A 25,440-nucleotide genomic window follows, 5' to 3' on the forward strand; every position below is an offset into this window, starting at 1 on the left:
TTTTTTATTTTATAAACTCCTTGCTGCCGGCCACCAGGGTATCCACCACCGAAGGATCGGCCAGGGTGGAGGTATCGCCGAAATCGTGCTCTTCGGTTTGGCCGGCGGCGATCTTGCGCAAAATCCGGCGCATGATTTTGCCGCTTCTGGTTTTAGGCAGGCCGTCGGCAAACTGGATGAACTCCGGGGTGGCGATGGGTCCGATCTCTTTGCGGACATGGGTGCGCAGGGCGGCCCGCAGCTCGTCGCTGGGGTTAACGCCGCTCTTCAGAGAAACATAGGCGTAAATGGTCTGGCCCTTAACCTCGTGGGGGGCACCTACCACCGCCGCTTCAGCCACGTCCTTATGGGCCACCAGGGCCGATTCGATCTCGGCGGTACCCATGCGGTGGCCGGAGACGTTGATCACGTCATCCAGGCGGCCCATGATCCAGAAGTAGCCGTCCTCGTCCTTGCGGGAGCCGTCTTCCGGGTCGTAGATCCCTTCATAGCGCGAAAAGTAGGTCTTCTTGTAACGCTCCGGGTCGCCGAACACTCCGCGCAGCATACCGGGCCAGGGCCGGCGGATGACCAAGTGGCCGCCTTCGTTGGCCGCCGCCTCGCTGCCGTCTTCCCGCAGCACGGCAGCATCGATACCGGGCAGGGGCTTGGTGGCCGAGCCGGGCTTAAGGGGAGTGGCATAGGGCATGGCCGAAATCATAATACCGCCGGTTTCGGTCTGCCACCAGGTGTCCACCACCGGCAGCCTGCTCTTGCCGATATGCTCGTGGTACCACATCCAGGCTTCGGGGTTGATGGGCTCGCCCACCGAGCCCAGCAGTCGCAGCGAAGAAAGGTCATGCTTGTTGGGCCAGTCGGTGCCCTCCCGCATCAGCGAGCGGATCACGGTGGGGGCGGTATAGAAAATATTGACCTTGAACTTGTCGCAGATCTGCCAGAAGCGATCGGGCTTGGGCCAGCTCGGCACCCCTTCGAACATCACCGAGGTGGCGCCCAGGGCCAGCGGCCCGTAGAGGATGTAGCTGTGCCCGGTAATCCAGCCGATATCGGCGGTACACCAGTAGACATCGTCATCTTTGAGGTCAAACACCCAGCGGCAGGTTTGGGCGGCGTAAGTCAGGTAGCCGCCGGTGGTGTGCACCACCCCTTTGGGTTTGCCGGTGGAGCCCGAGGTGTAGAGGATCAGCATGGTGTCTTCGGCGTCCATGCTCTCGGGCGGGCAGTCGGCGGTGATGCCGTCGGCGGTGATGGCTTCGTGCCACCAGGTATCACGCCCTTGCTGCATGTTGATCTCGTTGCCGCCCCGCTTGACCACCACGCAGTTCTGGACACTGGGGCATTCGGCCAGGGCCTCGTCGGCGTTGGGCTTTAAGGGGATGGTCTTGCCGGCCCGCAGTACGGCATCGGCGGTGACCAGCACCTTGGCCTCGCAGTCCTGCATCCGGCTTTTGAGGCTGGCGGCGGAAAAGCCGGCAAAAACCACACTGTGGATGGCGCCGATGCGGGTACAGGCCAGCAGAATAATGGCCAACTCAGGCACCATGGGCAGGTAAACCGCCACCCGGTCGCCCTTGCCCACGCCCATTTTCTTCAGCACGTTGGCCATCCGGCAGACCTCGGTATGCAGCATCTGGTAGGTGTAAACCCGCACGTCTTCTTCAGGCTCGCCCTGCCAGATCAAAGCCGCCTTGTTGCGGCGACCGTTGGCCAGATGCCGGTCCAGGCAGTTGACCGAGACGTTGAGCTTACCGCCCTTGAACCATTTTACCTCCGGCTTGACCATGTCCGCTTCCAGGACCTGGTCCCATTTCTTGTCCCACTGGATCAGCTCTTCGGCCCGTTGAGCCCAGAACCCTTCCGGGTCGTCCATGGACTGGCGGTACCACTCTTCATATTCGGCCATGCTTTTGGCGGAAACCGTATCGGCGGGGGCAGGCGGCGGTGCAAAGAGCCGTTTTTCCTGCATCATGCTTTCAATCTTGCTGTCTTCTCCACTCATGATCGTCACTCTCCTCGGGTTGATGGGAACTGTTGAGGTTATGCCGGAACCACTACCAAGTTTCCCTCCGCCGTTTAAAAACCCATATAAGCACCGCGCACTTTAAAGCAGAGCACTCCCGCAGGTCAAGTAAAATTCGCCATTTTTCAAATGGCCCGACCCCAAGCAAAAACCCCCGACCGGAAGATCCGATCGGGGGTTTTTGCAGGTCTACGATTCAACTGAATCGGTGACCCTCAGGCCTGTTTGCCGTATTACGACTAGAAACGAATTTCCAGGCGGTGGCTGAGGCCGTAGTAGGCGTCGTCATCAGCGGTGACGTCATCGGGATTGGCGTAGATGGCGTCAATGTGGTAGGTGGTGCTGGCGTTGATTTTGTAAGCCAGGCTGGCGTCAACGGAGAAAACTGACGCGTCATCGGAGCCGGTGGCCGGGTTGTCATTGTAAAAATCGTAGGCGGTGTATGCCAAACGACCGCCCAAGGTCAGCTCAGGGCTCAGCTTATGAGATGCACCCACGCCAATCGCCATTGCGTCTTCAACAGGAACTGGAGCGGCACCGAATTGGGTGTGGCCAAGGCCGTGGCCGCCACCGGTCTCGTGGAACATGGAGATTTTGTTGAAGAAGGGGCTGGCGGTGGAGCCGGCCATGGCATAGGCAAAGCCGCCGGTGAAGGTGGTGTCACCCAGTTGATAAGCGGCACCCAAGTAAATCTTGTGCTGGTTGTCATCCTCGGCGTTTTCGAAAAGATCACCGGTGGTGAAGTGGAACTCGGTTTCCAGGGTCAGGTCGTCAAGACGATAGGTACCAAAACCGACCAGCTCGGTGCCGTCGTCGCCGCCGCTCCACTCCTGATCGTGATGACGAAGCTGAACGTTGGCGGTGAGGGGGCCGGCGCTGTAGCCCATGCCCAGCCCGTAAAGGTTGCGGTCTTCGTCATCGGCGATAATTTCAGCGAGAGTGTCAGTAGCATTGGCAGGAACTGTGGCAACACGGGTCTGAGCCTCCTGCATTTTCTGGTAATAACCAAAGAGGGTAACCTCATCGTTAATCCGCTGGCTGTAAGTCAGTCGGTCCCCACGGCCTTCCCAGACCCGGAAGGCGTGCCCGTAGTTGAAGATCTGGCGACCGGCAATAACGGTGCCGGGGCCCACCGGTACCCGGACGTAAAGGTAATCAACTGCAAAGTTCCGATTATCACCAATATCAACGGCACCCCAAGTGTAGTGGTTGGGGTTGTTGCCGGCATCGCCGGCCAGATGAAAACGGCTGTGCAAGGAGGTGCCGCCGGCGGCCCGGGCGTCCAGGTTGAGCCGCATCCGGTGTTGGAGTTGGGCGTTGGTGTTATCGGCGTCGGCGAAGTCAGCATCTTCGCGCCAGAAACCACGCAGGCGGGCATCACCGCTCAGGGTGATGCCGGTTTCGCCTCTGGTGTCGACGGATGCTTCAGCTGAGGAAGCGCCTACACCGATCACCGCCGGGGTCAGGACCATGGCGCCGAGGGCCAGGGCCAGGGGGAGACGGGCATAGCGCCGCTTCATGGTGGAACCTTTCTGCTCTTTCATAGTGTGCTCTCCTTTACTCCTTGTGTGGTTGGGTACCCGGCGGCCGCCGTTGCAGCGTCCGCCCCTACATCTTTTGCTTGTTAATCCGTTTTTGCCCCTGCCAATCGTGCCTTGCGGCGGGGGTAAGCTGAAAGCTCCTGAATCTCTTAATAGAAGCGACCGGTGCCTGTCAAGCAAAAACAGGGCAAAAGTATAATTTTTTTTATCGGCGGTTCAAATTTTTTTCACCCCCGGCTTGCCCCGGCCGACCGGGGATTAGCTGCTGGTGTCCGGCGTAAAGCGCCGCCGGCTGGGCAATTGTTCGCCATGCTAGAGAAAAAGAAAGCGAAAATCAAGAAAATAATCGGCATACCCGAGAAATATTCTGCTGGTGTTGACGGTTCTGGGTATCATGCCGGGCACCCTTGCGGTTTGTAGTTGAAAGTTTCAATTAGTGAGAATGCAGATGCCGTCGGCATCTGACCAAATGGTTGTATCGCTTGACAATAATATCTTTCGACGATAAGGTTGGGTTTATGATTGTCTCTATCAAGGACAGTGAAACGGCCAAAGTTTGGGCGGGCTATTTTTCTCGCAAACTGCCAACTTCCATTCAGGCGGTTGCTCGGCGGAAGTTGAGAATGATTAACAACGCTCGGGCAATTGATGATCTGCGAATTCCGCCCGCAAATCGCCTGGAAAAGCTTTCCGGTAACCGGGCCGGCCAGTGGAGCATCAGAATCAACGACCAATGGCGAATATGCTTTACCTGGAACAACGGCCAGGTCGAGCAGGTTGAGATTTGCGATTACCATTGAAGACAGGAGCACACCATGGAAAGACTTCCCAACATCCACCCCGGTGAGGTTTTGCGCGAAGAGTTCCTTAAGCCTTTGGGCATCAGTCAGTACCGACTGGCCAAAGCCATCGGGGTATCACCCATGCGAATCAGCGAGATTTGCGCCGGCAAGCGCTCGGTTACCGCCGACAGCGCCATCAGGCTGGCCCGGGCGCTGGGAACCACTCCCGGTTTCTGGCTGGGCCTGCAAGCCGACTACGACACCGAAGAGGCCATCAACGCCGCCGGCAACACCCTGGACGCCATCAGTCGGCTGGCCGCATAAACAAGGAAAAAGGCAATATAAAATTAAGGTGACTAGGAAATGGTAAGTGGACGGCAGGGAGTTGTCCCGGAGCGGCGGTTGATCTTCGCCCTGGATGTGCCGGAGCCGGAGCAGGCCCGGGAGTGGGTGGGGCGCCTGGAGCAGCAGGTGGGGTTTTTCAAGGTGGGCCTGGAGCTCTTCACCGCCGGCTGGTGGCCGGTGGTGGAGGAGATTGCCGGCCGGGGGCATGGGGTAATGCTGGACCTTAAGTTTCATGACATCCCCGAAACCGTTTATCGGGCGGTGCGCCGTTTGCGGGACCACGGGGTCAGCCTGGCCACCGTCCACGGCCAGGAATCGGCCATGCTGCAGGCGGCGGCCGAAGCGGCCAAGGGCGACTTGCAGGTGTTGGCGGTAACGGTGCTTACCAGCATCGGCGAGGAAGATCTGCGGGCGGCGGGCTGGGCCGGCAGTGCCGAGGAGTTGGTGCTGCAGCGGGCGGGCAAGGCCCTGGCCGCCGGTTGTGCCGGGGTGGTGGCCTCGCCCCGGGAGGTGGCGGCCCTGCGCCGCCAGTGGGGCGAGGATTTTTTGATCGTTACCCCCGGTATTCGCCCCGCCGGCGCCGCTGGCTCTGACGATCAGCAGCGCACCGCCACCGCCGGGGCCGCCATTGCCGCCGGCGCCGACTTCCTGGTGGTTGGCCGTCCCATTCGCGACGCCGCCGACCCCCCGGCCGCCGCCGCCGCCTTGCAGCAGGAGATTGCTGCCGCTCTGTAAATGAGGGGCAACGTCAAGGTCTAAACGTCTTGGTCTGGAAAGATTTTGCCCGGGTTGAGGATATTGCCCGGGTCGAAAAGTCTTTTCAGCTTTTTCATCAACTCCAAACCAGCCTGATCCAACTCGGCGGTAATGGCCGCCGCCTTGCTGATTCCCACCCCGTGTTCGCCGGAAAGGGTGCCGCCCAACGCCAGGGTCCGCTGCTGGATGGCGGCGCGGACCCCTTCTGCCGCCCCGGCCTCCCGGGGATCATCCCGGTCCAGCATGATATTGACGTGGATGTTGCCGTCGCCGGCATGGCCGAAGGTGAAGATGGGCAGGCCGGTGTCGGCGGCCAGTTGCTCGGCGGCGGCCACCAGCTCGGGGATCCGGCTGCGGGGGACGACGATATCGTCGCTGATCTTGTGGGGCCGCAGCTTGAAAGCCGCTGGCGAGACGGCCCGGCGGGCGGCCCAGAGTTGCTCGGCCTCCTCGCGGTCCGCCGCCGCATACACCAGCACCCCCGGCTGATCCTGCAGGAACTCGTTGAGCTGCCTGGTCTGGCCCGCCACCTCTTCGGGGTTGCCGTCCAGCTCCAGCAGCAGCATGGCCGCCGGGCTTTGCCCAATCTGGCTCAGGGCGTGTTCCATAAGTCCGGCGGGCAGGCGGTCGGCCACCAGGTTTAAGGCGGTGCGGTCCAGGTATTCCAGGGTGGCGGGGGTCAGCCGGCGCAAAATGGCGCTGACCAGGCCGGTGGCCTGCTGCAGATCGCGGCAGAGCAGCAGCATGGTTTGCCTGGTGGTCGGGGCCGGCACCAGGCGCAGGGTGATCTCGCCGATCACCGCCAGGGTGCCCTCGCTGCCCACCAGCAGCCGGGTAAGGTCGTAGCCCACCACCCCCTTGGCGGTGCGCACCCCGGTGTGGATGATGTCGCCGTTGGCCAGCACCGCTTTCAGCCCCAGCACGTAGTCGCGGGTAACCCCGTATTTGACCGCCGCCGGGCCGCCGGCCCCGCAGGCCACGTTGCCGCCGATGGTGCAGAAGGCCCGGCTGGCGGGGTCGGGCGGGTAATAAAGGCCGTGGTGCTGTACCGCCCTTTGCAGATCGGCGGTGATCACCCCCGGCTGGACCACCGCCACCTGGTTGTCGGCATCGATTTCCAGAATTTGGTCCATCCGGCTTAAGGCCAGCATGATGCCGCCCCGGGTGGCCACCGCCCCGCCGCACATGCCGGTGCCGGCCCCCCGGGGAATTACCGGAACCTGATATTCGCCGGCCAGTCGCAGGATAGCGGCAATCTGGGCGCAGTTTTCCGGGAAAACCACCGCCGCCGGGGAATGTTCCCGGCCGGAGCCGTCGTAGGCATAACTAAGCCGTTCTTCGGCGGCGGTGGCAACCTGTTCTTTGCCCACCACCCGCTGCAAAGCGGCGAGCAGGCGGGAATCAATGGCAGGGGTATGGCCGGTCATCTTTGTTGCTGTTTACGTAACTGATCACTTTTATTATTGCTTGTCGATATCGCGGTGCCGGGTGCTGATCTGCAGCGGCAACTCGGTTGCTCTCAAGGCGGCGGCCAGGGCTTCGGTGACCGCCGGGGAGCGGTGGCGGCCGCCGGTGCAGCCCACCGCGATGGCGATGGCATCGCGGTGGTTGGCTCGGGCGGTTTCCAGTTGCAGGTAATAGTGCAGCAGTTCCAGGTGCAGGGCAATAAAGCGCTTACCGGCCGGGTGTTCCAGCACATAGGCGGCAATTTCGGGCTCCAGGCCGTGGTGGGGGCGCAGTTCCTCTTGCCAGTATGGGTTTGGCAGGGGGCGGGCGTCAAATACCAGGTCGGCGGCCGGGGCCGGGCCATGCTTGTGGCCGAAACTTTGCAGGGTCAAGGGCAAACGGGCTGGCTGGCCGGTGGCAGCCGGTTCGCCCCGGCCGGCTGGTTTATGGCTATCCCTGCTCATGGTTGCCTTCTTGCCCCTCGTCGCGCAGGATCCGAGCCAGCTCTTCGCGGCTTTCGGCCTGCTGGAGCCGGGCCCGGATCTGGTGGTCCCGGAGGAAGCGGGCCAGTTCGGCCAGGCGGCCGAGATAGGGGGTGCTGCTGGCCGCCGGGGCCAGCAGCAGGAAGAAGAGGTGAACGGGCCGGCCGTCTTGGGCGGCAAAAGGGATGCCTTGGGTGCTGCGGCCAAAAACCATGACCATCTCTGCCAACTCCGGCACCTTGCCGTGGGGAATGGCCACCCCGTCGCCGATGCCGGTGGAGCCCAGCTCTTCCCGTTCTTCCAGGATGGCGCAGAGCCCTTCCAGCTCCAGGCCGGGATGCTGTTCGACGGCCGCCGCCGCCAGCTCGCGCAGCACCTCTTTTTTGCCGGTAGCCTTCAGCTCGGTAATAATAACGATCTGTTCAATAGCATTCATAAGTCGATACAAACTATTCGAGTTTCAAAAAATAACCAATATAAGAAAAAGTCTTAAACGGGCAGCCGTGCCGATCGCCGCAAGGTGCGGTGCGGATGCCCGTTTAAGGCCGGCGGCGCAATTTTGAAGGAAGAATCCCCAACTGCTCCCGGTATTTGGCCACCGTGCGGCGGGCCAGGCGGATGCCGTCGCGGCTGAAAACAGCGGCGATGGCGCTGTCGCTCAAGGGTTTTTTCCGATCTTCGTGCTGAACGATGCTTTTTAGCCGCTGCTTGATGCTCTCCGAGGCCATGCCGTCGCCGGCCTCGGTGGAGATGGTGGAGTTGAAGAAGTATTTCAGCTCGAAGGTGCCCTGGGGGGTGTGGACGTATTTGTTGGTGGTTACCCGCGAGATGGTGGATTCATGCATGCCGATATCCTCGGCCACGTCGCGCAGCACCATGGGTTTGAGCTTGTTGACGCCATGCTCGAAAAAGTCGCGCTGAAATTTAAGCAGGCTTTCCACCACCCGGTAGATGGTCCGTTGCCGCTGCTGGATGGATTTGATCAACCACATGGCGGAGCGCAGCTTATCCTGGACGTAGTCCTTGGTCGCCCCCGGGGCGGTGGAGTCCTTGTCGAGGATATCGCGGTAGTAGTTGCTGATCCGCAGCCGGGGCAGCCCCTCGTCGTTGAGCATGATCACGTACTCTTCGCCCAGCTTGTAAACATAAACATCGGGCACGATATAGACCGGGTCGGCATCGGAGTACAGTCTGCCCGGCCGCGGGTTGAGGCCGGTGATAACCTCTACTGCGGCGCTGACCTCGGCGGTGGAGGCGCCGGTGGCCTTGGCCAGGCCGGGGTAGTTACGGGTTTCCAGCAGACTTAAATGATCACGCACAATGCGGGCCGCCAGCGAGTCTGCCGCTTCCAGCCGCGCCAGCTGCAGCAGCAGGCAGTGGCGCAGGTCCTGGGCGCCGACCCCGGCGGGGTCCATCTCCTGGACCCGGCTCAGCAGGTGGTCGGCCTCGGCGGGGGTGCAGTCGGTCTGGCTGCAGATTTCTTCAGGACTGACCAAAAGGAAGCCGTTTTCATCCAGGTTGCCGATGATGAACTCGCCGATCTCTTTCTCCCGGTCGCTGATGTGGGACAGGTTGAGCTGCCACTGCAGGTGGCTTTGCAGGGAGGGGCGAACGCTCATGATCTCCAGGCGGGAAGGGGGGGCGTCATCATCCCGGCCGGCGGCGCCGGAGTAACCGCCGTCGCTCTGGTCGCCGGCGTATTCGTTGAGGTAGTTGCCCCAGTCGATCTCGCCCAGGGCCGAGGAGGAATCCATGCTGATCTCGGCGGTCTGTTCCGGTTCGCTGCGGCCAAGCTCTTCTTCCGGGCCGTTGTTGCCGGCCAGGGCCGAGTCGGGCAGTGGGTCGTCGGCGGGGTTGCCGCCATCTTCGTACAGGTCCAGGCCCTCTTCCAGCACCGGGTTGACCTCCAGTTCCTGCTGGACGGTTTCCATCAGTTCCAGCCGGGAAAGCTGCAACAGCTTGATGGCCTGCTGCAACTGGGGAGTCATCACCAGTTGTTGGCTCAACTTCAAGCTTTGTCGCAGTTCCAGGGCCATGGTCGTTCTTCTCGGTTGTTGTTTATAGGGTGAAATGTTCGCCCAGGTACAGTTGCCGGGCTTCGGGGCAACGGATAATATCTTCTGCCGTGCCGCTGGTCAAGATCCGGCCGTGATTGACGATATAGGCCCGGTCGCAGACCGCCAGGGTTTCGCGCACATTGTGATCGGAGATCAGCACCCCCAGGCCCCGGTTTTTCAAATCTTTGATGATCTGCTGCAAATCGGCCACCGACAGCGGGTCGATGCCGGCAAAGGGTTCATCCAGCAGGATGAAGCGAGGCTGCATGGCCAGGGCCCGCATGATCTCCACCCGTCGCCGTTCGCCGCCGGACAGCGAATGGGCCGGGTTGTCGGCCAGGTAGCCCAGTTTCAGTTCATCCAACAGGGCGTCGGTGCGCCGCTTGATTTCCTTGCGCCCCAGGCCTAAAGGTTCCAGGATGATGCGAACATTTTCCACCACGCTGAGCTTCTTGAACACCGAAGACTCCTGGGGCAGATAGGCCAAACCCAGGCGGGCCCGGCGATGGATGGCCAAGGCGGTGATGTCCTGCTCGTCCAGCATTACCCGGCCGGCGTCGGGGCGGACAAAACCGGCGATACTGTAAAAGGTGGTGGTCTTGCCGGCCCCGTTGGGGCCCAGCAGGCCCACCACGCTGCCGGTTTCCACCGCCAGGCTGATGCCGTCCACCACCCGCCTCTTGCTGTACTGCTTAACGATATCGGTGGTGGCCAGCCGCATTTTCGAAGCACCGGGCGTGCTCATGGGGCCTCCGGGGCGACGGTCGGCGGGTTCTGATCGCCGTTTGCCGGGCTGCCTGGCGGTTGCTCGGCGGGCGGGGCGGTATGATCAGCCGATTCGTCGTCGGGTGCCATGGGCTTGGGCTGGTCGTCGTCGGCGTAAAAAAAGGCCCGTACCCGTTCTTCGGGGGTCTCGCCCCGTTCCACGACGCTGCGGCCTTCATCGAGGTAAAGGGTAATCGAGCGGCCGGTGATCAGGTTGCCTTCCTGCCAGGCGCGGGCCTTGCCGGCCAGCAGTACCTTGCGGTCCGCTTCCGTGTACTCCAGGGTGTCGCCGGTGCCGATCCAATCCTCGGCCTCCACCCGGACCTGGCCGGTGGCGTAAAGCTTTTTGAGCCGCCGCCGGTCCCCGGCCGGCAGCTGGTCCTGCTCTTCCTGGCTGAGGTGAAAGATGGTCATGGTGTCGGCGTGAATCACCAGATCACCCTGGCGGGCCACCACCTGGCCGCGGAAAAGCACCGAGTTGGGCTCGTCGCCGGTTTCCATCCGGTCCGCCTCGATACGCACCGGTTCCGCCCGCTCGCCCTCAGCGGCGTAAGTTACCGCTACGCCGGCGCCCAGCAGCAACCCCAGGCAGCAAACCACAAGATAAAGTCGCATATTTTTTATTTCGTTATCGATCAGTAGCGTTGTCATTTGGTGTTGGCATCGGGGTGGGGGCCGCAAAACCCGGTAGCGACTCATTCTCGGCGGGCATCCATGCCCGCCTCCGAGGCGGCGGCGGCCTCCTGCGCGTCCATGCGCCCGGCCGCCGCCGAACCCGTCGCTACCGGGTTTTGCGGCCTCCGTCCAGACTCAGGGCGACTTTGATGTTGCCCTGTCTCCGGCGCGGTTTCTGCTTGCGCCCGGCCCGGCAAAACCATTACCTTATATCATTCGTCGCCGGCCGGGAAGATTTTTGTCCCGGTCGGCATGGGTACCATCTTAACACAATTTTTTTAATATAGCACAAAACGTGCCAAGCCTGCGGGGCCGGAAGCGACATGAACAATAGCCTGGATAAAGCCAAAACCCTGATCGAAGCCCTGCCTTACCTGAGGCAGTTTGCCAATGCCACGGTGGTCATCAAGTACGGCGGCCATGCCATGGTGGATGAGGAGCTGAAAAAAAACTTCGCCCTGGACATCATCCTGATGAAGTACGTCGGTATCAACCCGGTGGTGGTGCACGGCGGCGGGCCGCAGATCAACCGCTTCCTCGACAAAATGCAGATCACCCCCAGCTATATCCAGGGGATGCGGGTTACCGACGGCGAAACCATGGATGTGGTGGAGATGGTGCTGGTGGGCAAGGTGAATAAAGAGATCGTCAGCCTGATCAACTACCACGGCGGCCGGGCGGTGGGGCTTTCCGGCCGGGATGGCGACCTGATCACGGCGGAAAAGATGCAGATCATGAAAGAGCAGGTGGAAAACGCCCCGCCGGAGTTGATTGATCTCGGCCGGGTGGGGCGGGTGGTGGGGGTGGACGCCGGGGTGCTGGAAACCCTGGATGCCCGCGGCTTTATCCCGGTGATCGCGCCGGTGGGGGTGGGTGATGACGGCCGGGCCTACAATATCAACGCCGACCTGGTGGCCGGGGCGGTGGCGGCCAAACTCAAGGCCGCCAAGTTGATCCTGCTCACCGACGTGGCCGGGGTGCTGGATAAGGATGGCGGCCTGATCTCTTCCATCGCCGCCGGCGAGGTGGAACAATTCATCGCCGACGGGGTGGTGGGCGGCGGCATGATCCCCAAGGTTCGCTGCTGCAAAGAGGCGGTGGCCGGCGGGGTGGGCAAGGCCCATATTATCGATGGCCGCAAGGAGCATGCCATTTTGCTGGAAATGTTCACCCAGAGCGGGGTGGGAACGGAGATTGTCAAATGAGCGAGAACGAACAATGGAACCAGCGGGGGAACCGGGTTTTGATGAATACTTACGGGCGGTTGCCGGTGACCATGGTACGGGGCGACGGCTGCACCCTGCATGATGCCGACGGCCGCGAGTATCTTGATTTTGTGGCCGGGATCGCGGTCTGCAACCTGGGCCACTGCCACCCGGCGGTGACCGCAGCCGTGCGCGAACAGGCTGAAAAACTGGTGCATGTCTCCAACCTTTACCATACCGTGCCGCAAATCGAGCTGGCGGAAAGGCTTTGCGATCAATCTTTTGCCGATCGGGTCTTTTTCTGCAACTCCGGGGCCGAGGCCAACGAGGCGGCCATCAAGCTGGCCCGCAAGGCCGGCGGCGAGGGCCGGTATGAAATAATTTCGCTCACCGGCTCTTTCCACGGCCGGACCCTGGCCACCGTGGCCGCCACCGGTCAGAGCAAGTTCCATGAGGGTTTCGAGCCCCTGCCCGCCGGTTTTATCCACGCCCCCTTCGGCGACCTGGTGGGGCTGGAGCGGCTGATCGGGCCGCAAACCTGTGCCGTGCTTTGCGAGCCATTGCAGGGGGAGGGCGGGGTGCGCCCCCTGGCGCCGGAATATTTGCAGGGGATTCGCGAACTCTGTAATCGCCATGGCCTGCTGCTGATCTTCGATGAAGTGCAGGTGGGCATGGGGCGCACCGGCAGCCTGCTGGCCCATGAGCAGCTCGGGGTGACCCCGGACATCATCACCTTGGCCAAGGGCCTGGCCAACGGCCTGCCCATGGGGGCCATGCTGGCCGGGGAAGAGGTGGCGGCGGCCTTCACCCCCGGCAGCCACGCCTCCACCTTCGGCGGCAACCCGCTGGCGGCGGCCGCCGCCCTGGCGGTGCTCGACACCCTGCTGTCCCCGGACTTTCTGGCCGAGGTAAGAGAAAAAGGCGCCTACCTGGCCGCCGGCCTCAATGAACTGGTGCGGCGCTACCCCGATCGCTTGCAGGAGGTGCGCGGCCTGGGCCTGATCCAGGGCCTGGTGCTGCAGCAGGAGTTTCGCGAGCAGGGCCCGGCCATGGTGCAAAAACTGTTCGAGCGGGGCCTGCTGCTGAATTTTGCCGGCAATACCGCCCTGCGCTTTATTCCGCCGCTGGTGGTCAGCCGGCCGGAAATCGATCGGGCCGTGGAGCTGGTGGCTGAAGTCGTGGTTTAACAGGGCGGGAAAAAGACCTTTACAAAGGTGGTTGATATTTTGTAAGTGTTGATGTTCGCTCCCGGGCCGGGAGGTCTGCCGTAACAGCGGGTTCCGGCGGGTCCGGGCCGGGGTAAAAAGAAACTTGTATTCAACCTGATAACGGAAAAAACATGGCACGACATCTGCTGAGCCTGGCGGATTTCAGCGGCGCCGAGCTGGCCGCCCTGATCGACCGGGCCCTGGTCCTGAAAAAGGAGCGCCGGGAAGGGGTTCGTCACCGGGACCTGGCAGGGCGCACCATCGCCCTGGTTTTTGAAAAACCCTCCACCCGTACCCGGGTCTCCTTCGAGGCCGCCATGTACGGCCTGGGCGGCCAGGTCATTTATCTTTCTTCCCGCGACACCCAGTTGGCCCGCAACGAGCCCCTGAAAGACATGGCCCGGGTCATGGCCCGCTACGTCGATGGCCTGGTGGTGCGTACCTTCGGCCAGCAGATCGTCGATGAGCTGGCCCGTTATTCCGAAGTGCCGGTGATCAACGCCCTTACCGACCTGCATCATCCCTGTCAGGTGCTCAGCGACCTGATGACGGTGATCGAGCATAAAGGCGAGCTTAAGCAACTGAAAATCGCCTGGGTGGGAGACGGCAACAACATGGCCAACTCCTGGATCCAGGCCGCCGCCCGCCTGGGCTTCGCCCTGACCCTGGCCTGCCCCGAGGGCTATGAACCCGATCTCGACATCCTCAAGGCCGCCCGGGCCGAGGCCGAGCGGCCCATCAACCTGGTCCGCGACCCCATCGAGGCGGTGGCCGAGGCCGATGTGATCAACACCGACGTCTGGGCCAGCATGGGCCAGGAGGATGAGCAGCTCCAGCGGCTCCAGGTTTTCCGCCCCTACCAGATCAACGAGCGCCTGCTGGCCCAGGCCGATGGCCGGGCCGTGGTGCTGCACTGCCTGCCGGCCCACCGGGATGAAGAGATCACCGAGGCGGTGCTGGAAGGGCCGCAGTCGGTGGTCTGGGACCAGGCGGAAAACAAGATGCATATCCACGCGGCCATCCTGGCCGATTTCATTGCAAGGAAATAAAAGATGATCCCCAAAGTGAACAAGATCGTGCTGGCCTATTCCGGCGGCCTGGACACCTCGGTTATTCTGCGTTGGCTCAAGGAAACCTGCAACTGCCCGGTGGTGGCCTACGCCGCCGATATCGGCCAGGAGGAAGACTGGGAGGCGGTACGGCAGAAGGGCCTGGCCACCGGTGCCGACGAGGTGATAATCTCCGATCTCAAGGAAGAATTCGTCCGCGATTACGTCTTCCCCGCCTTCCGGGCCAACGCCATTTACGAAGGCTCCTACCTGCTGGGCACCTCCCTGGCCCGGCCGGTGATCGCCAAGGAACAGGTGCGAATTGCCGAGGCCTGCGGGGCCGACGCCGTCAGCCACGGCGCCACCGGCAAGGGCAACGACCAGGTGCGCTTCGAACTCTCCTACCTGGCCTTGAACCCCAAACTGACCATCATCGCTCCCTGGCGGGTCTGGGACCTCAACTCCCGCACCAAGCTCATGGCCTATGCCGAAAAACACGGCATTCCGGTGCCGGTGACCAAGGAGAAGCCCTACAGCTCCGATGAAAACCTGCTGCATATCAGTTTTGAAGGCGGCATCCTGGAAGACCCCTGGAACGAGCCGGAAGAGGCCATGTTCAAACTCTCGGTGGCCCCGGAAAAGGCGCCGGACAAGCCCACCTACCTGGAACTTACCTTCGAGCAGGGCAACCCGGTGGCCATTGACGGCGAGCGCCTCGGCCCGGCGGCGATGCTGGCCCGGCTCAATCAGTTGGGCGGCGCCAACGGCGTGGGGCGGCTGGACATGGTGGAAAACCGTTTTGTCGGCATGAAGTCCCGGGGGGTTTATGAAACCCCGGGGGGCACCATCCTGCGGGCCGCCCACCGCGACCTGGAGACCATCACCCTGGACCGCGAGGTCATGAAGATCCGCGACTCGCTGGTGCCGCGCTATTCCGAGTTGATCTACAACGGCTTCTGGTTCTCGCCGGAAATGAAGATGCTGCAAAACACCGTCGATTACGCCCAGAGCACGGTCAACGGGGTGGTGCGGCTGAAGTTGTACAAGGGCAACTGTATCCCGGTGGGCCGCAAATCGGAAAATTCGCTCTACCAGGAGAGTTTTGCCACCTTTGAAGAGGACGAGGTCTACCGCCAGGCCGACGCCGAAGGCTTCATCCGCCTGCAGGGGCTACGCTTAACCATGCAGGCCCTGGGTAAACGCTGAGCAGCACCGCATCTTTTGGTTGTGGCAACGGGGTGGGGGCCGCGATTACCGGTAGCGGCTCATTCTCGGCGGGCATCCTGCCCGCCTCCGAGGTGCGGGCGGCCTCCTACGCGTCCATGCGTCCGGCCGCCCGCAAACCCGCCGCTACCGGTAATCGCGGCCCCCGTCCAGGCGCGACTTTGACTGGGTCTGGTGAATGCCCTGCTGGAGAAACGTTGAACTAATCATCACCCTTTTGAGGATCATATACATTGAAGCAGCAGCAAACCGGCGACATGAAGATGTGGGGGGGGCGTTTTGCGGAGAAAACCGCCGCCTCGGTGGAGGCCTTTACCTGCTCGGTCCATTTCGATTGCCGGCTCTACCGCCACGACATCGCCGGCAGCCGGGCCCATGCCCGGATGTTGGCCCGCCAGGGGTTGATCAGCGACGAGGAGTGCCGGTTGATCCTGGGCGGCCTTGATGAAATTGAAGGCGAGATCGAGCGGGGCGAGTTTGTATTCCGGCCGGAGCTGGAAGATATTCACATGAATATCGAAAAAGCCCTGGCGGAAAGGATCGGCCCCGCCGGGGAAAAGCTGCATACCGCCCGCAGCCGCAACGATCAGGTGAACCTGGATTTCCGCCTCTATCTGCGGGAGGAGTGCGACCGCCTGGACGGCCTGCTGGCCGAGCTGCAGCGTTCCCTGGTAACCCAGGCCCGCCGCTGGCGGCAAACGGTGATGCCCGGTTACACCCATTTGCAACGGGCCCAGCCGGTGCTGGTGGCCCATCATCTGCTGGCTTACTTTGAGATGTTCAAGCGCGACCGCCAGCGCCTGGCCGACTGCCGGCGGCGGATCAACGTCCTGCCCCTGGGGGCGGCGGCCCTGGCCGGTACCGGCCTGCCCATCGACCGCGAGTATGTCGCCGAGTTGCTCGATTTCCCCCAGGTCTCGGCCAACAGCCTGGATACCGTGGCCGATCGCGATTTCGTCATCGAATTTGCTTCCGCCGCCGCCCTGATCCAGGTCCACTTGAGCCGGCTGGCCGAAGAGTTGGTGCTCTGGACCAGCGAGGAGTTTGCCTTCGTCGAGTTGCCCGATGCCTTCTGCACCGGCAGTTCCATCATGCCCCAGAAGAAAAACCCCGACGTGCCGGAGTTGATCCGCGGCAAGTCCGGCCGGGTGGTGGGCCACCTGATGGCCCTGCTGACCCTGCTCAAGGGGTTGCCGCTGGCCTATAACCGCGACCTCCAGGAGGACAAGGAGCCGATCTTCGACACCGTGGACACCGTTTCCGCCTCCCTGGCCCTGGCTGCCGAATTGATGGCCGGGCTCAACTTCCGGGAAGAAAAACTGGCGGCGGCCCTGCGCCGGGGCTGCATGACCGCCACCGACCTGGCCGATTACCTGGTACGCAAGCAGGTGCCATTCCGCCAGGCCCACGCCATCGTCGGCCGCGCCGTGGCCTACGCCCTGGAGCAGGGTCGCGATGTGGCCGAGCTGAGCCTGGTCGAGTTGAAGCGTTTTGCCGAGTGCATCGAAGAGGATGTCTTTGCCGTGCTCTCGGTGGAGGGCTCGGTGAACAGCCGTAACTCCCTGGGCGGCACCGGCGGGGCGCGGGTGGATGAGGCCCTGGCCCAGGCCGAAAGCGAGATCTAGAGTGCGATACCCGGTCTTTTGGGTGTTGTGGTTGCCGCTGCTGTTGCTGGCGGCAGGTTGCGGGAAGAAGACCGACCCTTTGCCGCCGGCAGAAATTTTGCCGGCCCCCATTGCCGACCTGGACGTTGTATTGGATCAGCGCGGGATCGAGCTTTCCTGGACCGTGCCGCGCCGCACCGTACAGGGGGAGCGCCTGCCTTACCGGGTGAAAAAATTTAAGCTCTACCGGGCGGTGGTGCCGCAGGAGGAGTACCGGGAAGACGAGCCGCCCCCCTTTGGCCGCCCGCTTACCGTGGCCAATGAACTGGCCGCCGGGGAGCGCCTGGTTTACCGCGAAACCCTCCTGCTGCCCGGCCATCGCTATAGCTATCAGGTGAAGAGCCGGGCCGGCTGGTTGCTGGCCAGTGAGCCGTCCAACCTTGTTGATTTCACCTGGCTGGCCCCGCCGGGGGCGCCCCGAGCCCTGGCCGCCGAGGCCGGTGATCGGGTGGTGGAATTGCGGTGGCAGCCGCCGCGGGAAATTCCCGCCCTGCCGGCCGAAGTGTCGGCCGAGCTGCGCTACCAGCTTTACCGTTCCCGCGACGGGAAAGATTTTACCGCTCTGGCCACCACCGCTGAGCTTCACCATCTCGACCGGGAGGTGGTGGGGGGGCGGACCTACTATTACCGGGTACGGGCCATGGCGGTGCTGGGTGAAACCCGGGTGGCCGGGCCGGTTGGGGCCACGGTGTCGGTGACGGCTCGGGATCTGACCCCGCCGACGGCCCCGCTCCTGGAGGCGGCGGTACCGGTGCGGGAAGGGGTGCGGCTGCTCTGGGAAATGCCGGATGATCGAAGAATTGCTGAATTTATCGTGCTGCGCCGCCTGCCCGGCGAAGATGAGGGCCGGGAAATCGGCCGGCAACGGGCTCCGGCCCTGAGCCACTTGGATCGCCACCCCCCGGCGGAGGCCGATGTCTGGTATTATCGCCTGGTTGCCGTGGATGTGGAAGGCAACCGCAGTGAGCCGGGTAACGAACTGCGCTTTCGTCGCCCGTAACCGAACAGCCGCACCGCATCTTCGGGCGATCAGCCAGGCTTACGTACAGGGGGTACGCTGCGCCTGGCTGCTTGCCCGAACCTGCGGCACTGCTGAACGGTTACGGCCCGTTAGACCGGCAGGTTAGTACTCCTGCTGAACGGTTACGTTTTTACACACTTTGCAGAGGTCGTTTGATGGATCATTTTCAATACCGCGACGGGGTGTTGGGTGCCGAGGAGGTGCCGGTGCCGGCCATTGCCGAGGCCGTGGGTACGCCTTTTTACCTTTACAGCACTGCCACCCTGGAGCGCCACTTCAAGGCCCTGGATGACTCCTTTGCCGATCTGGCCCACCTGACCTGTTTTGCCGTCAAGGCCTGCTCCAATATCGCCATCCTCCGGCTTTTCGCCAGGCTGGGCGGTGGGGCCGACATAGTCTCCGGCGGCGAGCTTTACCGGGCCCTGGCCGCCGGGATTGATCCCGGCAAGATCGTTTATTCCGGGGTGGGCAAGACCCGGGCCGAAATTCGCCAGGCCATTGAAGCCGGGATTTTGATGTTCAACCTGGAATCGGAGCAGGAGCTGGAGGTGGTGGCCCAATGTGCCACCGAACTGCAGACCACGGCCCGGATTTCCTTTCGGGTCAACCCCGACGTGGACCCCCAGACCCACGCCTACATCTCCACCGGCCTGGCCAAAAACAAGTTCGGGATTCCCATCGCCGAAGCGCCGGCGGTTTACCGCCGGGCGCGTGAGCTGGCCGGGGTGGAGATTGTTGGGGTAAGCTGCCATATCGGTTCGCAACTGACCAAGGTGTCGCCCTTTGTCGACACCATCGACAAGCTTAAAAAATTCCTCGCCCGGCTGGCCGCCGATGGCATTGCCGTTAAATATCTCGATATCGGCGGCGGCTTAGGTATCAAGTATAATCAGGAAGAGCCGCCCGAACCGGCCGCTTACGGGGCTGCCGTGCGCCAGGCTCTGGGCGAGTTGGACTGCACCTTGATCCTGGAACCTGGCCGGGTTATAGTGGGCAACGCCGGGATCATGGTGACCAGGGTGCTTTACACCAAGAGCGGCCCGAAGAGCAGCCCAGAGAACAGCCATAACGGGCAAAAAAAATTCATCGTGGTGGATGCCGGCATGAACGATCTCTTCCGGCCCAGCCTGTACGATGCCTATCACGCCATCGTGCCGGTGGTGCAGGGTGATGGCGCTACCCAGACCGCCGACGTGGTGGGGCCCATCTGCGAAACCGGCGATTTTCTGGCCCGCGATCAGGAGGTGCCCGCCGCCCGGCCCGGAGAGCTGCTGGCGGTGAAAAGCGCCGGCGCCTACGGTTTTACCATGGCCTCCAACTACAACTCCCGCCCCCGGGTGGCGGAGGTGCTGGTCAACGGCACCGAATTTCATGTTATCCGCCGCCGGGAAAGCTATGAAGATCTGATCCGGGGCGAAGAGATCCCGGCCTTTCTGAACAGGTCGTAACCGCCATGCAATTCCCCATTTCCTTCACCAAGATGAGCGGCGCCGGCAATGATTTTATCCTGATGGACCATCGCCGGCCGCTGTTTGCCGATACCGCGGCGGCACAAAAGTTTGCCCGGGCGGTGTGCCGGCGCAAGTTTTCCGTGGGCGCCGACGGCCTGATCTTAATCGAAGAGAGTAAAGAGGCCGATTTCCGCTGGCAGTTTTTCAACGCCGACGGCTCGGTGGCCGAGATGTGCGGCAACGGCGCCCGCTGCGCGGCCCGCTTCGCCTATGAACGGAAGATTGCTCCGGCCCGCATGCATTTTGCCACCCTGGCCGGGATTATCGAGGCCGAGATTACCGGCACCAACGTGGGCCTGACCATGACTCCGCCCGAGAACCTGCAGCTTGACCTGCGCCTGGATGACCCGGCCGGGGGCGAGCAAACCGTGCACCTGGTCAACACCGGGGTGCCGCACGCAGTATTGCTGGTGGACGATATCGATGTCGTGCCGGTCAAGGAGTGGGGGCGCCATTTCCGCTTCCACCCCCGCTTTGCCCCCGCCGGAGCCAACGTCAACTTCGTCGGCCGGGAAACGGCAACCAGTGACCTGCTGCGGGTCAGAACCTACGAGCGGGGGGTGGAGGATGAAACCCTGGCCTGCGGCACCGGCGCGGTGGCCGCCGCCCTGGTGGCCTCCTGCCTGGACCTGACCGCTGCTCCCACCCGAGTCATCACCTCGGGCCGGGACGAACTGGTGATCCATTACCACCGGCAAGGCCGTGATTTTACCGGGGTCAAGCTGGAAGGCCCGGCGGATTTCATTTACGAGGGGCAGCTCCACCAGGAAGCCTTGCGCAGAGGGTAATCGTTCAGCAGCACCGCATCTTCGGGCGATCAGCCAGGCTTACGTACAGGTGTACGCCGCGCCTGGCTGCTTACCCGAACCTGCGGCACTGCTGAACGATTACCGCAGAAGATAACTCAGTGCGGCCCGTGGATAACTTTTTTTGACGAACATTTGAGTAGATATTTTCAGGAGGATACACCATGAGTAATAAATTTCGCGGCGCCTTTGTGGCCATTACCACCCCGTTTAACCCCGACGGCAGCCTGGATGAACAGGGATTGATCGACCTGCTCGAGTTCCAGATCGCCGCCGGCACCCACGGCATCGTGCCCTGCGGCACCACCGGCGAGGCAGCCACCATGAGCCACGAGGAGCATCACCGGGTGGTGGAGCTGACCGTAAAAACCGTGGCCGGTCGGGTGCCGGTGCTGGCCGGTACCGGTTCCAACAGCACCAGCGAGTCCATTGAGCTGACCCGGCATGCCAAAGAGGCCGGCGCCGACGGGGCGCTGCTGATCACCCCTTATTACAACAAGCCTTCCCAGGAAGGGCTGTACCGCCACTTCAAGGCCCTGGCCGAGGCGGTTGATATTCCCATCATCCTGTACAACGTACCCGGCCGCACTTCCGTTAACATGCTGCCGGCCACCGTGGCCCGCTGCGCCGAGATCGACAACATTGTCGGCATCAAGGAGGCCACCGGCAGCCTGCAGCAGGTCAGTGAGGTGATCCGCGCCTGCCCCAACGGCTTTGCGGTGTTGAGCGGCGACGATTTCACCTCCATGGCCACCGTCATGGTGGGCGGCACCGGGGTGATTTCGGTCAGCTCCAACGTGGCCCCGGCGGAAATGGCGGCAATGATCAAGGCCGCCCTGAACAACGACAACGCCAAGGCCAGGGAGCTGCATTACCGGTTGTTTCCCCTGATGCAGGCGATGTTTTTCGATACCAACCCGGTGCCGGCCAAAACCGCCCTGAAGATGATGGGCAAAATCAAGTCCGACTTCGTACGCCTGCCGCTGTACGCCACCGACCAGAACACCGTGGCCAAACTGCAACAGGTCTTACAACAGTGCGGTTTAGTTTAGGGGGCGATCATGACTAAGGTAATCGTGGCCGGCGCCGCCGGCCGGATGGGGCGCAGGATTTGCGCCATGGTACAGCAGCAGCCCGGCCTGGAGCTGGCCGCCGGTTTTGAACGGCCGGACAGCCCCGAGGTGGGGCAGGACCTGGGAGAGTTGGCCGGTCTGGGCAAGCTGGGTATTAAGGTGCTGGGTGATGCGGAAGCGGCCCTGGAGCAGGGGGAGGTGGTCATCGATTTCACCTTCCACGAGGCCACCATGAAGCTGGCCCGGCTGGCGGCCGGCAAAGGCAAGGCCATGGTCATCGGCACCACCGGGTTGACCACCGAGAACCTGGAGGATTTGCGCAACCTGGCCGCCGACGCCTTCCCCTGCGTGCAGGCGCCCAACATGGCGGTGGGGGTCAATGTGCTGTTCAAGGTGGCCCGCAAGATGGCCGCAGTGCTGGGCGACAACTACGATATCGAGATCGTCGAGGCCCACCACCGGATGAAAAAGGACGCCCCCAGCGGCACCGCCCTCAAGCTGGGGGAAATGGTGGCCCAAGGGGTGGGGCGCGACCTGGATAAAGTCGGGGTTTATGCCCGCCACGGCATCATCGGTGAGCGCAGCGACCAGGAGATCGGCATCCAGACCATCCGCGCCGGTGATATCGTCGGCGAGCACACGGTCTACTTTGCCGGCGCCGGCGAGCGCCTGGAGCTTACCCACCGGGCCCACAATCGCGACAATTTCGCCCGCGGCGCCGCCCTGGCGGCCGCCTGGGTGGTGGACAAGCCCAAGGGGCTGTACACCATGTTCGACGTGCTGGGCCTGGAAGACTTTTGAGGGTTGTGGCCTATGTCGGCCTGGGTGCCAACCTGGGGGACGGGCGCGGCAATTTGCTCCGGGCCTGGCAGCGCCTGGGTGTTGCGCCGGGCGTCTTCACCCGGCGCTTATCTCGCCCTTGGCGCAGTGAGCCGATGGGCGGGGCCAGTGAACAGTGGTTTACCAATGCGGTGGGGGAGCTGGAGACCGAACTGGCGGCGGAGGAGTTGCTGGCCCTGCTGTTGCAAATCGAGACCGAGTTGGGCCGGGACCGGCCGCGCCAGGGGTTCGACCGGCCCATTGATCTGGACCTGCTGCTTTACGGTGACCGGTTGATCAAGTTGGCCCACTTGGTGGTGCCGCATCCGGAACTGCACCGCCGCCGCTTTGTGCTGGAACCCTTAAGGGAACTGGCGCCGGAACTGGTGGTGCCGGGCCGGGGGCAGAGTGTTGCCCAACTGGCGGTGGCGTTGGCGGCGGCCGGGGAGCAGCAGCTACGACCCGACAGCTGGTGATTATTACAACCCGTTTGGCGGGTTTTTGCGAGACTATCAATGTTTAAGGACGGTCCGGATGCACCCGATTAAAATTATTATTTTGCTTGTCCTGGGGTATCTGCTGTACCGTCTTTATATGGCCGGGCGCAAAAAACGATTGGCCGCGGAGGCGGAACAGGGTCAGCCGGCGGCACTTAACGACGTGCTGGAACAGGACCCCTCCTGCGGCACATACGTGCCCCGCGGTCAGGCCCTGCGGCACCGCCGCGGTGAGCGGGAATTTTTTTTCTGCAGCGAAAAATGCCGGCAGGCTTTCATCAACAACAATGACGGGGGCTGAGCCCGGTCAATTTAACAGTTGAACAAAATCTGGAGGAAACCATGAAATTCTTTATTGATACCGCCAACCTAGAAGAGATTGCCCAGGCCGTGGATATGGGCATGGTGGATGGGGTTACCACCAACCCCTCCCTGGTGGCCAAGGAAAACAAACCCTTTGAAGCCCTGCTGAAGGAGATCACCGCCCTGGTGGATGGGCCCATCAGCGCCGAGGTGATCAGCTCGGAAAGCGACGGCATGGTGGAGGAAGGGCGTCAACTGGCCAAGCTGCACCCCAACATCGTGATCAAGGTGCCCATGACCACGGCGGGGCTCAAGGCGGTCAAGCAGCTGGCGGAGGAAGGGATCAAGACCAACGTCACCTTGGTTTTTTCACCCAGCCAGGCCCTGATGGCGGCCAAGGCCGGGGCTGCTTATGTTTCCCCCTTTGTCGGGCGGTTGGATGATATTTCCGAAAACGGCCTTAACCTGGTGCAGGACATTCTCACCATCTACGAAAACTATGGCTTCACCACCGAGATTATCGTGGCCAGTGTGCGCAACCCCATTCACGTAGTGGAATCTGCCCTGATGGGTGCCCATATCGCCACCATCCCCTTCAAGGTAATCTCCCAGTTGGCCGCGCATCCGCTCACCGATATCGGCATGGAAAAATTTCTTGCCGACTGGTCCAAAAGACCCCGCAAGTAAATAAAGATGCCGCATCGGAAGATCATAACCCTGCCCAATCTGCTGACCGCCTACCGGTTTGCGGTGGTGCCCTTTATTCTGCTTTGCCTGCTGCCCGGGGCCGGTGAACTGGCCGGCCTGGTCGCCTTTGTGCTTTTTCTTTCCGGGGCCCTCACCGACTTGGCCGACGGCTATTTCGCCCGCAAGATGCAGAGTGAATCGGTGCTGGGCAAGCTGATGGACCCCCTGGCCGACAAGGTGCTTATCGCCGTGGCCCTGATCATGCTGATCCCTTTGGGCAAGGTGGCGGCCTGGGTGGCCTTTGTGATTCTGGCCCGGGAGCTGGTGATCACCGGCTTCCGGGGGGTGGCGGCCGACGCCGGGATTGTGATCGCCGCCGGTAAAATGGGCAAGCTCAAGAGCGTGTTCCAGTACATTGCCCTTTGTGTGCTGATCTTTCCCGCCTCTCTGCTGCCGCTGCCCTACCTGCACGAAATAGGCGGGGCGCTGCTGATGGTGGCCATGGTGCTCACCGTCTGGTCCGGGGTGGAGTACTTCGTGCGTTTTCAAAAACTCTACCTGCCCACAATTTCCTCTTCCTGATCCCCGGTGAATAGCGGTTGCGCCGATATCCTGGCCGAGGGACTCCAGCAGCTGGGGTTGCCGCCCGAGCCGGCAGCCATTGCCCGGCTCTGCCGCTACCACGAGGAACTGCTTAAATGGTCCCGCCGCATTAACCTGGTGGCCGCCGCCCCGCCCAGAGAACTGCTGGCCACCCACTTTCTCGATTCTCTGACCCTCTGGCCCCTGCTGGCCGACTTGCCCGTAAACGATCATCGGGCTCCACCTCTTGCGGCGATCAAACCGGCTCATAAGGGGACGGATTTGATATCCGTCCCCGATCACCCATCGCCGTCCCGCTTGCAGCAACCTGCGTTGGCCGGTGATTGTTCGCGTTTATCTTTGTTGGATGTGGGCACCGGCGCCGGTTTTCCCGGGCTGGCGCTGAAGTGCTGGCGCCCTGAGGCCTTGGCGGTAACCCTGATGGAGCCTCGCGCCAAGAGGGTTTCCTTTCTGCGCCATGTTATTCGCACCCTCAAGTTGCAGGAGGGTACCCAGGTGCTGGCCCAAAGACTGGAGCCGGTAACCGACTCCCAAGAGGCGCCGGCGGACCGCTTCGCGCTGATCACCAGCCGGGCCTTCACCGCCATCGCCCCCTTCCTGGCCCTTTGTGCCCCCTTGAGCCCTCCCGGCGGCCGGGTGATCTGCATGAAAGGGCCCAAGGCCGAAGCCGAACTGGCCGCCTGGCGGCGGCAACAACCCGATTCGCCATACTCCCTGGAACAGAGCGCCACCTTTACCCTTCCCTTTACCGCCGCCTGCCGCACCCTGCTGGTTTTTCGCAAAGCCGAACTGTAGAGTTATGTTCGGGGTTCTCAAGGCAGTCCTGACCCAAAGTCTTCCCGGATAATCCTGCTTCGACCCATAAAGCCCCGCCGAGCCAAGGAACACGTTGGCGTTGGGG

The 25,440-nt window shown here is 62.4% G+C and carries 27 protein-coding genes; 19 read left to right on the forward strand and 8 right to left on the reverse strand.

Annotation, left to right across the window (positions count from 1 at the left end; translation table 11 throughout):
• Nucleotides 1-4 precede the first annotated feature (4 nt).
• Both acs and DAAHT2_RS11160 read right to left on the reverse strand, forming a co-directional pair.
• Nucleotides 5-1,999, reverse strand: coding sequence for an acetate--CoA ligase (acs, locus tag DAAHT2_RS11155; RefSeq protein WP_013164377.1), 1,995 nt, complete (start codon nucleotides 1,997-1,999; stop codon nucleotides 5-7).
• A 260-nt stretch (nucleotides 2,000-2,259) separates the two neighbouring features.
• Nucleotides 2,260-3,564 (reverse strand): porin, encoded by a 1,305-nt coding sequence (locus DAAHT2_RS11160; RefSeq protein ID WP_013164378.1) that lies wholly within the window; start codon nucleotides 3,562-3,564, stop codon nucleotides 2,260-2,262.
• A 162-nt stretch (nucleotides 3,565-3,726) separates the two neighbouring features.
• Here DAAHT2_RS11160 and DAAHT2_RS14725 point away from each other — a divergent pair, with 162 nt between their 5' ends.
• From DAAHT2_RS14725 to pyrF, 4 genes are all read left to right on the forward strand, one after another.
• Nucleotides 3,727-3,981 (forward strand): hypothetical protein, encoded by a 255-nt coding sequence (locus DAAHT2_RS14725; RefSeq protein ID WP_157861473.1) that lies wholly within the window; start codon nucleotides 3,727-3,729, stop codon nucleotides 3,979-3,981.
• Between the two features lie 98 nt (nucleotides 3,982-4,079).
• Entirely contained in the window at nucleotides 4,080-4,361 is a 282-nt protein-coding gene (locus DAAHT2_RS11165; protein ID WP_013164379.1) for a type II toxin-antitoxin system RelE/ParE family toxin, read from the forward strand.
• Nucleotides 4,362-4,376: 15 nt separating this feature from the next.
• Nucleotides 4,377-4,667 carry a HigA family addiction module antitoxin gene (locus DAAHT2_RS11170; protein WP_013164380.1) on the forward strand — a complete coding sequence of 97 codons (291 nt, stop codon included), beginning with the start codon at nucleotides 4,377-4,379 and terminating at the stop codon, nucleotides 4,665-4,667.
• A gap of 39 nt (nucleotides 4,668-4,706) precedes the next feature.
• Complete coding sequence (gene pyrF / locus DAAHT2_RS11175; protein WP_013164381.1) at nucleotides 4,707-5,423, forward strand: orotidine-5'-phosphate decarboxylase; 717 nt, start codon at nucleotides 4,707-4,709, stop codon at nucleotides 5,421-5,423.
• A 20-nt stretch (nucleotides 5,424-5,443) separates the two neighbouring features.
• Here pyrF and DAAHT2_RS11180 read toward each other — a convergent pair whose 3' ends face one another.
• The 6 genes from DAAHT2_RS11180 to lptA all read right to left on the reverse strand — a co-directional run bounded on the left by DAAHT2_RS11180 (nucleotide 5,444) and on the right by lptA (nucleotide 10,809).
• Complete coding sequence (locus DAAHT2_RS11180; protein ID WP_013164382.1) at nucleotides 5,444-6,871, reverse strand: FAD-binding oxidoreductase; 1,428 nt, start codon at nucleotides 6,869-6,871, stop codon at nucleotides 5,444-5,446.
• Between the two features lie 33 nt (nucleotides 6,872-6,904).
• On the reverse strand, nucleotides 6,905-7,354 hold the full coding sequence (locus tag DAAHT2_RS11185) for a RapZ C-terminal domain-containing protein (protein ID WP_013164383.1): 450 nt from the start codon (nucleotides 7,352-7,354) through the stop codon (nucleotides 6,905-6,907).
• The gene (locus tag DAAHT2_RS11190) at nucleotides 7,341-7,808 is read right to left on the reverse strand and encodes a PTS sugar transporter subunit IIA (RefSeq protein ID WP_013164384.1); all 468 of its coding nucleotides are present in this window, start codon (nucleotides 7,806-7,808) and stop codon (nucleotides 7,341-7,343) included. The genes DAAHT2_RS11185 and DAAHT2_RS11190 overlap by 14 nt, the downstream gene beginning before the upstream one ends.
• A 103-nt stretch (nucleotides 7,809-7,911) precedes the next feature.
• A complete protein-coding gene (gene rpoN / locus DAAHT2_RS11195) occupies nucleotides 7,912-9,408 on the reverse strand; it encodes an RNA polymerase factor sigma-54 (protein ID WP_013164385.1) in 1,497 nt (498 codons plus the stop codon).
• A gap of 22 nt (nucleotides 9,409-9,430) precedes the next feature.
• Nucleotides 9,431-10,174, reverse strand: a complete 744-nt coding sequence (gene lptB / locus DAAHT2_RS11200; protein WP_013164386.1) for an LPS export ABC transporter ATP-binding protein — start codon at nucleotides 10,172-10,174, stop codon at nucleotides 9,431-9,433.
• Nucleotides 10,171-10,809, reverse strand: coding sequence for a lipopolysaccharide transport periplasmic protein LptA (lptA, locus tag DAAHT2_RS14030; protein ID WP_013164387.1), 639 nt, complete (start codon nucleotides 10,807-10,809; stop codon nucleotides 10,171-10,173). Before lptA ends, lptB begins: the two co-directional genes overlap by 4 nt.
• 383 nt (nucleotides 10,810-11,192) lie before the next feature.
• Between lptA and argB the strand changes: the two genes are divergently transcribed.
• From argB to DAAHT2_RS14035, 15 genes are all read left to right on the forward strand, one after another.
• Entirely contained in the window at nucleotides 11,193-12,074 is an 882-nt protein-coding gene (gene argB, locus DAAHT2_RS11210; protein ID WP_013164388.1) for an acetylglutamate kinase, read from the forward strand.
• Nucleotides 12,071-13,261, forward strand: coding sequence for an acetylornithine transaminase (locus tag DAAHT2_RS11215; RefSeq protein WP_013164389.1), 1,191 nt, complete (start codon nucleotides 12,071-12,073; stop codon nucleotides 13,259-13,261). The genes argB and DAAHT2_RS11215 overlap by 4 nt, the downstream gene beginning before the upstream one ends.
• A 152-nt stretch (nucleotides 13,262-13,413) precedes the next feature.
• Nucleotides 13,414-14,331 (forward strand): ornithine carbamoyltransferase, encoded by a 918-nt coding sequence (gene argF / locus DAAHT2_RS11220; protein WP_013164390.1) that lies wholly within the window; start codon nucleotides 13,414-13,416, stop codon nucleotides 14,329-14,331.
• 3 nt (nucleotides 14,332-14,334) lie between these two features.
• Entirely contained in the window at nucleotides 14,335-15,537 is a 1,203-nt protein-coding gene (locus tag DAAHT2_RS11225) for an argininosuccinate synthase (protein ID WP_013164391.1), read from the forward strand.
• A gap of 251 nt (nucleotides 15,538-15,788) precedes the next feature.
• On the forward strand, nucleotides 15,789-17,180 hold the full coding sequence (gene argH, locus DAAHT2_RS11230) for an argininosuccinate lyase (protein ID WP_013164392.1): 1,392 nt from the start codon (nucleotides 15,789-15,791) through the stop codon (nucleotides 17,178-17,180).
• A 1-nt stretch (nucleotide 17,181) separates the two neighbouring features.
• Nucleotides 17,182-18,219, forward strand: coding sequence for a fibronectin type III domain-containing protein (locus DAAHT2_RS15250; protein ID WP_013164393.1), 1,038 nt, complete (start codon nucleotides 17,182-17,184; stop codon nucleotides 18,217-18,219).
• A 176-nt stretch (nucleotides 18,220-18,395) separates the two neighbouring features.
• Nucleotides 18,396-19,688, forward strand: coding sequence for a diaminopimelate decarboxylase (lysA, locus tag DAAHT2_RS11240; protein ID WP_013164394.1), 1,293 nt, complete (start codon nucleotides 18,396-18,398; stop codon nucleotides 19,686-19,688).
• Nucleotides 19,689-19,693: 5 nt separating this feature from the next.
• Nucleotides 19,694-20,539, forward strand: a complete 846-nt coding sequence (gene dapF, locus DAAHT2_RS11245; protein WP_013164395.1) for a diaminopimelate epimerase — start codon at nucleotides 19,694-19,696, stop codon at nucleotides 20,537-20,539.
• Nucleotides 20,540-20,721: 182 nt separating this feature from the next.
• Complete coding sequence (dapA, locus tag DAAHT2_RS11250) at nucleotides 20,722-21,609, forward strand: 4-hydroxy-tetrahydrodipicolinate synthase (RefSeq protein WP_013164396.1); 888 nt, start codon at nucleotides 20,722-20,724, stop codon at nucleotides 21,607-21,609.
• Nucleotides 21,610-21,618: 9 nt separating this feature from the next.
• Complete coding sequence (dapB, locus tag DAAHT2_RS11255) at nucleotides 21,619-22,431, forward strand: 4-hydroxy-tetrahydrodipicolinate reductase (protein WP_013164397.1); 813 nt, start codon at nucleotides 21,619-21,621, stop codon at nucleotides 22,429-22,431.
• Between the two features lie 5 nt (nucleotides 22,432-22,436).
• A complete protein-coding gene (gene folK / locus DAAHT2_RS11260) occupies nucleotides 22,437-22,925 on the forward strand; it encodes a 2-amino-4-hydroxy-6-hydroxymethyldihydropteridine diphosphokinase (protein ID WP_245526877.1) in 489 nt (162 codons plus the stop codon).
• A 58-nt stretch (nucleotides 22,926-22,983) separates the two neighbouring features.
• Nucleotides 22,984-23,247 (forward strand): eL24 family ribosomal protein, encoded by a 264-nt coding sequence (locus DAAHT2_RS11265; protein WP_013164399.1) that lies wholly within the window; start codon nucleotides 22,984-22,986, stop codon nucleotides 23,245-23,247.
• A 41-nt stretch (nucleotides 23,248-23,288) separates the two neighbouring features.
• Entirely contained in the window at nucleotides 23,289-23,936 is a 648-nt protein-coding gene (fsa, locus tag DAAHT2_RS11270) for a fructose-6-phosphate aldolase (RefSeq protein ID WP_013164400.1), read from the forward strand.
• 6 nt (nucleotides 23,937-23,942) lie between these two features.
• Nucleotides 23,943-24,518, forward strand: coding sequence for a CDP-diacylglycerol--glycerol-3-phosphate 3-phosphatidyltransferase (gene pgsA, locus DAAHT2_RS11275; protein WP_013164401.1), 576 nt, complete (start codon nucleotides 23,943-23,945; stop codon nucleotides 24,516-24,518).
• A 6-nt stretch (nucleotides 24,519-24,524) separates the two neighbouring features.
• Nucleotides 24,525-25,334, forward strand: a complete 810-nt coding sequence (locus DAAHT2_RS14035) for a 16S rRNA (guanine(527)-N(7))-methyltransferase RsmG (protein ID WP_013164402.1) — start codon at nucleotides 24,525-24,527, stop codon at nucleotides 25,332-25,334.
• Nucleotides 25,335-25,440 lie beyond the last annotated feature (106 nt).

The sequence above is a fragment of the Desulfurivibrio alkaliphilus AHT 2 genome (assembly GCF_000092205.1).
GTDB classification, from domain to species: Bacteria; Desulfobacterota; Desulfobulbia; order Desulfobulbales; family Desulfurivibrionaceae; genus Desulfurivibrio; species Desulfurivibrio alkaliphilus.

Excerpts from the sequence above, each read along its gene's own strand:
- acs (WP_013164377.1), bottom strand. The coding sequence starts at position 1,999 with ATGAGTGGAGAAGACAGCAAGATTGAAAGCATGATGCAGGAAAAACGG.
- DAAHT2_RS11160 (WP_013164378.1), bottom strand. The coding sequence starts at position 3,564 with ATGAAAGAGCAGAAAGGTTCCACCATGAAGCGGCGCTATGCCCGTCTC.
- DAAHT2_RS11165 (WP_013164379.1), top strand. The coding sequence starts at position 4,080 with ATGATTGTCTCTATCAAGGACAGTGAAACGGCCAAAGTTTGGGCGGGC.
- DAAHT2_RS11170 (WP_013164380.1), top strand. The coding sequence starts at position 4,377 with ATGGAAAGACTTCCCAACATCCACCCCGGTGAGGTTTTGCGCGAAGAG.
- pyrF (WP_013164381.1), top strand. The coding sequence starts at position 4,707 with ATGGTAAGTGGACGGCAGGGAGTTGTCCCGGAGCGGCGGTTGATCTTC.
- DAAHT2_RS11180 (WP_013164382.1), bottom strand. The coding sequence starts at position 6,871 with ATGACCGGCCATACCCCTGCCATTGATTCCCGCCTGCTCGCCGCTTTG.
- DAAHT2_RS11185 (WP_013164383.1), bottom strand. The coding sequence starts at position 7,354 with ATGAGCAGGGATAGCCATAAACCAGCCGGCCGGGGCGAACCGGCTGCC.
- DAAHT2_RS11190 (WP_013164384.1), bottom strand. The coding sequence starts at position 7,808 with ATGAATGCTATTGAACAGATCGTTATTATTACCGAGCTGAAGGCTACC.
- rpoN (WP_013164385.1), bottom strand. The coding sequence starts at position 9,408 with ATGGCCCTGGAACTGCGACAAAGCTTGAAGTTGAGCCAACAACTGGTG.
- lptB (WP_013164386.1), bottom strand. The coding sequence starts at position 10,174 with ATGAGCACGCCCGGTGCTTCGAAAATGCGGCTGGCCACCACCGATATC.
- lptA (WP_013164387.1), bottom strand. The coding sequence starts at position 10,809 with ATGCGACTTTATCTTGTGGTTTGCTGCCTGGGGTTGCTGCTGGGCGCC.
- argB (WP_013164388.1), top strand. The coding sequence starts at position 11,193 with ATGAACAATAGCCTGGATAAAGCCAAAACCCTGATCGAAGCCCTGCCT.
- DAAHT2_RS11215 (WP_013164389.1), top strand. The coding sequence starts at position 12,071 with ATGAGCGAGAACGAACAATGGAACCAGCGGGGGAACCGGGTTTTGATG.
- argF (WP_013164390.1), top strand. The coding sequence starts at position 13,414 with ATGGCACGACATCTGCTGAGCCTGGCGGATTTCAGCGGCGCCGAGCTG.
- DAAHT2_RS11225 (WP_013164391.1), top strand. The coding sequence starts at position 14,335 with ATGATCCCCAAAGTGAACAAGATCGTGCTGGCCTATTCCGGCGGCCTG.
- lysA (WP_013164394.1), top strand. The coding sequence starts at position 18,396 with ATGGATCATTTTCAATACCGCGACGGGGTGTTGGGTGCCGAGGAGGTG.
- dapF (WP_013164395.1), top strand. The coding sequence starts at position 19,694 with ATGCAATTCCCCATTTCCTTCACCAAGATGAGCGGCGCCGGCAATGAT.
- dapA (WP_013164396.1), top strand. The coding sequence starts at position 20,722 with ATGAGTAATAAATTTCGCGGCGCCTTTGTGGCCATTACCACCCCGTTT.
- dapB (WP_013164397.1), top strand. The coding sequence starts at position 21,619 with ATGACTAAGGTAATCGTGGCCGGCGCCGCCGGCCGGATGGGGCGCAGG.
- DAAHT2_RS11265 (WP_013164399.1), top strand. The coding sequence starts at position 22,984 with ATGCACCCGATTAAAATTATTATTTTGCTTGTCCTGGGGTATCTGCTG.
- fsa (WP_013164400.1), top strand. The coding sequence starts at position 23,289 with ATGAAATTCTTTATTGATACCGCCAACCTAGAAGAGATTGCCCAGGCC.
- pgsA (WP_013164401.1), top strand. The coding sequence starts at position 23,943 with ATGCCGCATCGGAAGATCATAACCCTGCCCAATCTGCTGACCGCCTAC.